The organism is Burkholderia sp. LMG 13014 (assembly GCF_905232215.1).
Lineage (GTDB): Bacteria > Pseudomonadota > Gammaproteobacteria > Burkholderiales > Burkholderiaceae > Burkholderia.
Window position 1 is genome coordinate 1 of the sequence record NZ_CAJNKE010000748.1, and the last position, 2,515, is coordinate 2,515.

3 protein-coding genes and 1 pseudogene are annotated in these 2,515 nt (G+C 65.5%); 3 read left to right on the plus strand and 1 reads right to left on the minus strand.

All coding sequences use genetic code 11. The features are described from left to right. Positions 1–156: 156 nt before the first annotated feature. The 3 genes from JYJ84_RS34015 (at position 157) to JYJ84_RS34025 (ending at position 2,217) form a co-directional block, all read left to right on the plus strand. Positions 157–1,140, plus strand: coding sequence for a fimbrial protein (locus JYJ84_RS34015; RefSeq protein WP_175219843.1), 984 nt, complete (start codon positions 157–159; stop codon positions 1,138–1,140). A 155-nt stretch (positions 1,141–1,295) separates the two neighbouring features. Then, entirely contained in the window at positions 1,296–1,550 is a 255-nt protein-coding gene (locus JYJ84_RS34020; RefSeq protein ID WP_122947335.1) for a GlsB/YeaQ/YmgE family stress response membrane protein, read from the plus strand. Positions 1,551–1,881: 331 nt separating this feature from the next. Next, on the plus strand, positions 1,882–2,217 hold the full coding sequence (locus JYJ84_RS34025; RefSeq protein WP_122947336.1) for a type 1 fimbrial protein: 336 nt from the start codon (positions 1,882–1,884) through the stop codon (positions 2,215–2,217). A gap of 67 nt (positions 2,218–2,284) precedes the next feature. Here JYJ84_RS34025 and JYJ84_RS34030 read toward each other — a convergent pair. After that, positions 2,285–2,515 (minus strand): annotated as a pseudogene (locus JYJ84_RS34030) (LysR family transcriptional regulator); the annotation flags it as partial.

The window sequence follows — 2,515 nt, forward strand, 5'->3', positions numbered from 1 at the left end:
CTGACCGTTCAGTGGGGCGCCGACGCCCGCTCCGCCTGCCGGATCGCCTACGCGCTGCCGGTTGCGGAGCGTCGCCGGCCATTGCCCGGCATACAGACCGTCAAGAGCACGTGCCTGTCCGATTCGACGACCGCCGGCATTCAGTAAGGAATCCCTATGTCTCACTTTCGCCAATCGTCCGCATTGACCCGAACCACGAATCCGGCCGCCTCGGTGCGCGTCGCTCGCCGCCCGCTCCGCATGCTCGCGGGCGCCTCCGCGCTTGTGCTCGCATCCGTCGCCTTCGCGCCCGACGCGATCGCCGCCTCCCTCTATGCGTTCGGGCAGGCCACCGTTTCCAGCCCCGGAAACGCCACGCCGGGCATGGTCGTCGCGCGTCACTACTTCACGCCGCAGGACGTATGCGGCGCGAGCACCTGCCAGATCACGGGCATCAGGATGTACTCCAAGGGCGGGGTGTGGGTGTCCGACGGCCCCGACCTGGAAACCAATGTGTCCGGCTTGTCGACGCGCATGCTCGTCGACGGCAACGTGGCCGTCTCGTCGACGAAGGCGACGCTGCGCAATACGCTCGAAGTCATGCTGTTCCGCGATAGTCGGCCGCCGCAGGATGGGTCGCTCAATTCGGGTGCGCTCAGCGCCTATTACTCGATCGAATACAAGTCGGGCATCTTCGGCGCCTCGTCCCCGGTCTACCTCGCCGCGAAGGTCAGCTTCATCAACGGAACGTGCTCGATTCCCGACCAGACGGTCACGCTGCCGCCCGTGCAGCACCATGTGTTCAAGGGTGTCGGTTCGACCGCCGGCGCGACGGACTTTCAGGTGCAGTTGAACAATTGCCCGGCCGGCTACAACCGGATCGGCTATCAACTGGCGCCGCTGGACGACATGGTCACCGGGTCCCCCGGCGGGATGCAGTTGCGCCCGGATGCCACGGCCAGCGGCATCGGCATCCAGATCGCCGACGCCGCGACGGGCCAGCCGCTACCACTGAGGAAGTCGCACACCGTGACGAGCTACAACCCGGCCACCGGCGGATCGCCATCGATTCGGCTCCGTGCGTCCTACCTGCAGACAGGCGCGAAGGTCGGTGGCGGTTCGGTTCATGCCGCGACGCAGGTTCTGCTCGACTATCAATGAATGACGCGCCGCCGGGGCCGCCCTGACATCCGCATGACGCGGCAGCGTGCGATACTCGGCCCGTCGCGGATCTGTTCGGCTCCACCGGGAACCCCGGTGCGCCGGACGAGTCCATCTCCGTTCGTCAACAGCTCAACCGCATTAGGGAGGCGTTCATGCTGCAATTCATCGAAACCCTGGTCGTCGGGCTCATCGTCGGCCTCCTCGCCCGCGCGCTCAAGCCCGGCGACGACAAGATGGGCATCCTGATGACCACCGTGCTCGGCATCGTCGGCTCGCTGTTCGCCGGCTATGTCGGTCGCGCCGCCGGCTGGTACGCGCCGGGCCAGGGCGCGGGCTGGATCGCGTCGATCGTCGGCGCGATCGTGCTGCTCGTGATCGTCGGCGCGGTACGCAAGCGCATGAACTGAACGGCGCCCCTTCGGCTCCGACGCAAAACGGCCGCTCGGCTCCGAGCGGCCGTTTTGCTTTCCGGGCGGCGCAAGGCCGTTGCCTACACAACGGTCATGACGGCCGTTCGTCCGCCAATCTTATGCCACCCGGCATTTCCCCGACTTGCGATTGCGCAGATTCAAACTACATTGTTTTTAGCAATAGGCAATCGTTTGCTTATTGCCATTATTTCAATTTTTTCATTCAAGAGGCCCGATCGTTTTGCCGTTTACGCATACAGCATCGCAGCGTTGACGGACTGCCACCCGAGCGGCCCCGCTGCGACGCGCTTCCTCTCTGGAGCCTGTCATGAAGCATCGCCATATCGCTGCCTCGTTCGCCCTGGCTGCCTCGCTTCTGGCCACTTCCTCGTCCTTTGCCGCCGGCGCGTCCGGCATCATCCACTTCTCCGGCATGATCGTCGAGCCGCCCTGCTCGTTCGCGCTCGATACGGCCGATCTCGCCCAGCGGCACGTACGGCCCGACTGTCCGCGCCCGGCAAGCGGCCAGATCGCGTTCGTCGACGCCGCGAGCCAGCAGGCCATCAAGACCACGACCTTTACTCAGGCCTCGCGCGCAATCGTTTTACCGAACCGTCCGGGCAACAATCAGGCGCCGATGATCGCCGTCGTGACGTACCAGTAAAGCCGTTCGCCGGCGCGGTATCCAACGGATTCCGCGCGCCGGTTCACGCACGTGCGCGCTTCGCCGGTCAATCGCGATGGCGCGCAATCCAGTCGCTGAACGCGCGGATCTTCTGCTGGTTGCCGATGTTCTCGGGATAGACGAAGAAGTAGCGCGCGCCCGTCTCGAGCACGATGTCGAACGGCCGTTCGAGCCGGCGCGCGCTGACGTCGTCGTCGACGAGCGTCACGTCGCCGATCGCGACGCCGAAGCCCTGCATCGCCGCGTTCGTCGCGAGATCGAGCGTGTCGAACGTCGG